This window comes from Streptomyces anandii JCM 4720 (assembly GCF_014650655.1).
GTDB classification, from domain to species: Bacteria; Actinomycetota; Actinomycetes; order Streptomycetales; family Streptomycetaceae; genus Streptomyces; species Streptomyces anandii.
The window spans coordinates 42,367-47,702 of sequence record NZ_BMVJ01000022.1 but is presented as its reverse complement, the minus strand read 5'-3'; the positions used below and the strand labels follow the sequence as shown (position 1 = coordinate 47,702).

Below are 5,336 nucleotides of genomic sequence, written 5' to 3'. Positions count from 1 at the left end.
GCCAGGTAGCAGGGGGTGTACAGCCAGCGGGAGGCGTTGACCCACAGCACCCGGAAGGCGATACCGGTCAGCGCGCCCGTCCATACGATCCACAGCAGCAGGTTCCGCCGGTCGGGAGGAAGGAGGAGTACGGCCAGAGGCGTGCTCGTCCCGGCGGTGATCAGGAAGATGTTGGCGTGATCGAGGCGACGCAGGACGGCCTCGCCCATCGACCCCCAGGTACCGAGGTGGTAGACGGCGCTCGTCCCGAACAGCAGCCAGGCGGTGACGGAGTACACGGTGCAGGCCAGGGCCGCCTGCTGGGTCCGAGCCAGGCAGACGAGGACGATGCCGGCGCTCACCGAGGCAGGGACCATCGTGGCATGGAGCCAGCCACGCAGCTTCGGCTTGACCGGCTCGACCAGGTCGGCCGCCCAATCGACCAGGTCGGCAACCGGGTGGAACTCCTCCCCGGCATTGCCACGATGTGATCCGCCGTGGTGACCGGCTACGGCGTCCCCAGACACAACTTCCCGTCCTGTCCCGTTCCTCTGGGCATCATCGGCAACCATCCGATCATGTTAAGAGGCTGCCCGTGGCAGCGTCCGCCGAGGTCGGTCTCGCCACCAACTGGGCCTGCGGCGGCCGCCACAGGTAAGTCAGGCGGCGACGAGCTCCTGCTCACGGTCCGGCGTCTTGACCCCGGGCTTCCTGTTCGGCAGCGAGAGCCGGAAGACCTTGCGCCACGCGGAGAACACCTGTTTGGGCAGTGGTCCGGTGACGTACTCCAGCTCGTACTTCTCGAACAGCGCGCGCACCTTCACCGCGACCTCGGCGTACCGGTTGCTCGGCAGGTCCGGGAACAGGTGGTGCTCGATCTGGTGCGAGAGGTTGCCGGTCATGAAGTGCATGGCCCTGCTGCCGCTGATGTTTGCCGAGCCCATCATCTGGCGCAGGTACCACTGGCCGCGCGTCTCGTCCTCGATCGACCGGCGTTCGAAGACCTGTACGCCCTCGGGGAAGTGCCCGCACATGATCACGGAGTGGGACCAGATGTTGCGGACCAGATTCGCGGTGAACGTGGCTGCGAGCGTGGTGAGGAACGACGGGCCCGACAGCAGCGGGTGGACCACGTAGTCCTTGAGCACCTGCTTGCGGATCTTGCGGCCCACGGCCTTGGCCCGCGCGCGGAACTCCGGGTTCTTGCGGCGGCGCTTGCTCAGGTTCTTGCCGAGCTCCAGGTCGTACGCCGCGATGCCGTACTCGAAGAAGCAGGCGTTGATGAAGTTCCACAGCGGCTGGCCGAGGTGGAAGGGGTGCCACTTCTGGTCCTCGTCGACGCGCATGATGCCGTAGCCGAGGTCGTTGTCCTTGCCGATCACGTTGGTGTACGTGTGGTGCAGCTCGTTGTGCGAGTGCTTCCACTGGTCGGCCGGCGAGACGTGATCCCATTCCCAGGTGGTGGAGTGGATCTTCGGGTCCCGCATCCAGTCCCACTGGCCGTGCAGGATGTTGTGGCCGATCTCCATGTTGTCCATGATCTTCGCCACGGACAGACCGGCGGTGCCGAGCAGCCACGCCGGCGGGAAGATCGAGAACAGCAGCACGCCCCTGCTGACCAGCTCGAGCTTGCGCTGCGCCGAGATGACCCTACGGATGTAGGCGGCGTCTTCCTCGCCGCGTCCGGCGATCACTTCGTCGCGGATCGCGTCCAGCTCGCGGCCGAGCTCCTCGATCTGCTCCGCCGTCAGGTGGGCGGTGGGGTCGATGGCGGTCAAGGTGCTCCTACCGTTCGATGTCGCAAGGGCCCGCCGCGGCGGACACGCAGGTCTGGATGAGGACGCCCGGCTCGGCCTCGGTGATCTCGCCGGTGCGCAGGTCGCGGACGGCGCCCGCCTTGAGCGGCGTGACGCAGCCGAAGCAGATGCCCATGCGGCACCCGGACGGCATGAGCACGCCGGCCTCCTCGCCGACGTCCAGCAACGGCGTAGCGCCGTCCGCGTCGACGGTCTTGCCGGTGGTGCTGAACGTGACCTCGCCTCCGTCACCGGCGACGACGATGCCGGGGCGGAAGCGTTCGGTGTGCAGGCGCTCTGGTACGCCGTGCTCGCTCCAGTGCTTTTCGGCGGCGTCGAGCAGGCCCGCGGGCCCGCAAGCCCAGGTCTCGCGCTCGGCCCAGTCGGGCACGAGTTCGTCGAGACGGGCGATGTCGAGCATGCCCTCTGTGTCGGTGTGTACCTCGATGAGCCGCAGCTTCTTGTCCGCGACCAGTTCGTGCAGTTCGTTGCGGAAGATCACGTCCTGCGGCCGTGGCGCGCAGTGGACCATGACGACGTCGTCGAACTCGGTGTCGCGCAGCATGCCCATCACGGGCGTGATGCCGCTGCCGGCCGTCAGGTAGAGCACCTTGGCGGGCTTGGCCTGCGGCAGCACGAAGTCACCGGTCGCCTGGTCGAGCTGGATCAACGTGCCCGGTTTCGCCCTGCGGACCAGGTGGTTGCTGACCTTGCCGTCCTGGATCGCCTTCACGGTGATCGTGACGCGGCCGTCCTGGCGGTTCGTCGGCGAGGTGATGGAGTAGGCACGCCACAGGCGCACCCCGTCGACGTCGACCCCGATCCGCACGTACTGACCGGCCGTGTGGCCGCGCCAGCCCCGCCCCGGCCTGATCACGACGGTCGCGGCGTCACCCGTCTCGGGGTGCACGGCCTCGATGCGCCCACGCAGGTCAGCGCCCGCACGCAGTGGACTGACCAGGTCGAGGTAGTCCGACGGCAGTAGCGGCGTCGTGACCATCTCCAGCAGTTTCCACGCCCTGCTGCGAAGGGCTGCACTCGTCATGACTCCAGCTTGCTGCGTCTCAGGGCGTAAAGTCCTGACCGCAGGACGTGAATCTGGTGGGTGGAATTGTTCGCAGGGAATAAAAACGTGAGTCGTGTAACCCAGAGGGCCAGCGAACTGGCCCTGGATGAGACGACGGTCACCGCACTGAGGGCCGCGCTGAAGACCACCGCCGACGAGGTCGTCCAGGCGATCATCGACGAAGTCCCCTCCTACGCCAACGCCCTGTCGGGCCACATGGGCGCCACCATCCGCCGAGCCGTCCGCACCGCCCTTGGGCACTACCTGGACCTCGCGAGCGGGAACGCCACAGGCGGCGACGCCGGTGACGCGGCCTACGAGCTGGGCCGCGGCGAGGTGCGCGACGGACGTTCGATGGACGCCCTGCTCAGCGCCTACCGCGTCGGCGCCCGCGTGGCCTGGCGATGCCTGGCGGCGGGCGCCGTGCCCGCAGGTCTGCCCGCCGCCGAGGTCGCCAAGTTCGCCGAGCTGACCTTCGCCTACATCGACGAGCTCTCCGCCGCGAGCGCCGCGGGCCACGCCGACGAACTGGCCGCCCGGGGCAGGGCCCACGAGCGCCACCTGGAACACCTGGCCCGCGACCTCCTCGCCGGCGTGAGCCCGGACGTGCTGCTGGCCTCTGCTCAACGGGCCGGATGGCAGCCTCCGGATTCGCTGACGGCGGTCCTGCTGCCCGCCGCCCAGGCCCGGCCTGCCTACCGCGCGCTCGACCCGAGCACCCTCGTCCTCGACGATCTGCCGGACGCCACCGGTGTGCTGCTCGTCCCCGATGCCGACCGATCACATCTCTTGCGGCAGCTGACCGACCGCACCGCCGTGGTCGGACCGGCCCGGCCATGGACTCGCGCGTCGGCCTCGTACGCACGAGCCGTACGCGCGCGCTCCCTCTCCTCTGATATCCGCGACACCGAGGACCACCTGCCCGAGCTGGTGCTGAGCGCCGACGTGGACGCGTTCGCAGACCTGCGTGCCCGAGCCCTCGCACCGTTGCACACCTTGCCTGTCGCGACCGCACGGCGGCTGGAGGAGACGTTGCGGGCGTGGCTGCTGCACCAGGGCAGGCGGGACGAGGTGGCGGCGGCGTTGTTCGTCCATCCCCAGACAGTCCGGTACCGGATGGCGCAGCTGCGGGAGCTGTTTCCGGATCTCACATCGCCGCACCGGGTCCTTGAACTGACTCTTGCGGTCGGTCTTCGGGCCAGTTGACGCGTACTTCGACCGTCCACGGGAATCGGCCGAACCTGGCGTGAGGCTGCCGAAGTGATGCGCGAGACCGATGGGTGGCCTCCCAGCGGGAAGACGTGCCGGCTCACGGCGCTGCCCCTCGATCGCTTGGTGGCAGGCATGGCTGGAAAACGAAGGGGTAACCGGAGCCTCGTCGGCCGTTTCACAGCGGGCCGTGGCACGAGTTCGAATCCGGGAGGGGACCCACATGGCGCTCATGAGCACGCTGGACACGCAGACCACCGAGCTGCCCGAAGTCGCCGACCCCTCCGGGGTGGCGCCCAAGGATGCCCGCGAACTCTCCCGGTTGTTCTTCGAACAGCTGGCAGTGCTGGAGGAGGGCACACCCGAGTACAGCTATGCGCGCAACACGCTGATCGAGATGAACATGTCCCTGGTCCGCTACGCGGCCGGCCGCTTCCGCAGCCGCGGGCCGGAGGAGATGGAGGACATCGTCCAGGTCGGCATGATCGGGCTGATCAAGGCGATCGACCGCTTCGAGCTGTCCCGCGAGGTGGAGTTCACCTCCTTCGCGATCCCCTACGTCGTCGGGGAGATCAAGCGGTTCTTCCGCGACACCACCTGGGCCGTGCACGTTCCCCGGCGGCTGCAGGAGGCCCGCGTCCAGCTCGCCCGGGCCACGGAAGAACTGCGAAGCCGGTTGGGCCGCACGCCGACGGTCAAGGAACTGTCGGAGCTGATGAGCCTGCCCGAGGACGAGGTGATAGAGGCCCGTCTGGCCGCCAACGGCTACAACTCCTCCTCTCTGGACGCCGCCATCGGCGGCAGCGAGGACGGCGAGAGCGTCCTGCAGGACTTCATCGGCGTCGAAGACACCGCGCTGGGGTTGGTGGAGGACTTCCACTCCCTGGCCCCGCTGATCGCCGGCCTGGATGAGCGCGACCGGCGGATCATCCACATGCGCTTCGTGGAAGAACTCACCCAGGCCCAGATCGGCGAGCGCCTGGGGGTCTCCCAGATGCACGTCTCCCGGCTCCTGTCCCGCTGCCTCGCTCGCCTGCGCGAGGGCCTGCTCACCACCGGCTGACAGGCGGCTCTGTCAGCACCCCGCCCGATGCCCGTCACAACCGTGGCGGGCATCGTCATCTGGCGCCACGGCCCCGGGGCCAGGGCAGCGAGGCGTCGCCGAACGGCGGTTCCTTCTCTGCAGAGCTGAGCGTGCGCCCGCAGGTCCTCGCGGGCGGCGGCACGGTGGAAGCAGGCGGCACGCCGATTGGGTGGATCCCGGTCGGTGCCGTACAGTTCACCGT

The 5,336-nt window shown here is 68.6% G+C and carries 5 protein-coding genes; 2 read left to right on the top strand and 3 right to left on the bottom strand.

Translation table 11 applies throughout. The annotated features are described in order from the left end of the window. The 3 genes from trhA to IE249_RS29455 all read right to left on the bottom strand — a co-directional run. Positions 1-506: PAQR family membrane homeostasis protein TrhA (trhA, locus tag IE249_RS38890; RefSeq protein WP_229859510.1), on the bottom strand; the 506-nt coding region annotated here is incomplete at its 3' end. 132 nt (positions 507-638) lie between these two features. Beyond that, positions 639-1,757: a fatty acid desaturase family protein gene (locus IE249_RS29460; RefSeq protein ID WP_189709622.1), complete on the bottom strand. Its 1,119-nt coding sequence runs from the start codon at positions 1,755-1,757 to the stop codon at positions 639-641. A 7-nt stretch (positions 1,758-1,764) separates the two neighbouring features. Further along, positions 1,765-2,820, bottom strand: a complete 1,056-nt coding sequence (locus IE249_RS29455) for a ferredoxin reductase (protein WP_189709620.1) — start codon at positions 2,818-2,820, stop codon at positions 1,765-1,767. An 87-nt stretch (positions 2,821-2,907) separates the two neighbouring features. Here IE249_RS29455 and IE249_RS29450 point away from each other — a divergent pair, with 87 nt between their 5' ends. Together IE249_RS29450 and IE249_RS29445 are read left to right on the top strand one after the other, a co-directional pair. Continuing rightward, positions 2,908-4,047 (top strand): PucR family transcriptional regulator, encoded by a 1,140-nt coding sequence (locus IE249_RS29450; RefSeq protein ID WP_189709618.1) that lies wholly within the window; start codon positions 2,908-2,910, stop codon positions 4,045-4,047. A 226-nt stretch (positions 4,048-4,273) separates the two neighbouring features. Then, entirely contained in the window at positions 4,274-5,113 is an 840-nt protein-coding gene (locus IE249_RS29445; protein WP_189709616.1) for an RNA polymerase sigma factor SigF, read from the top strand. The last annotated feature ends 223 nt before the right edge of the window (positions 5,114-5,336 follow it).

Coding starts and splice junctions, on each gene's coding strand:
- IE249_RS29455 (WP_189709620.1), bottom strand. CDS start 2,820: ATGACGAGTGCAGCCCTTCGCAGCAGGGCGTGGAAACTGCTGGAGATG.
- IE249_RS29445 (WP_189709616.1), top strand. CDS start 4,274: ATGGCGCTCATGAGCACGCTGGACACGCAGACCACCGAGCTGCCCGAA.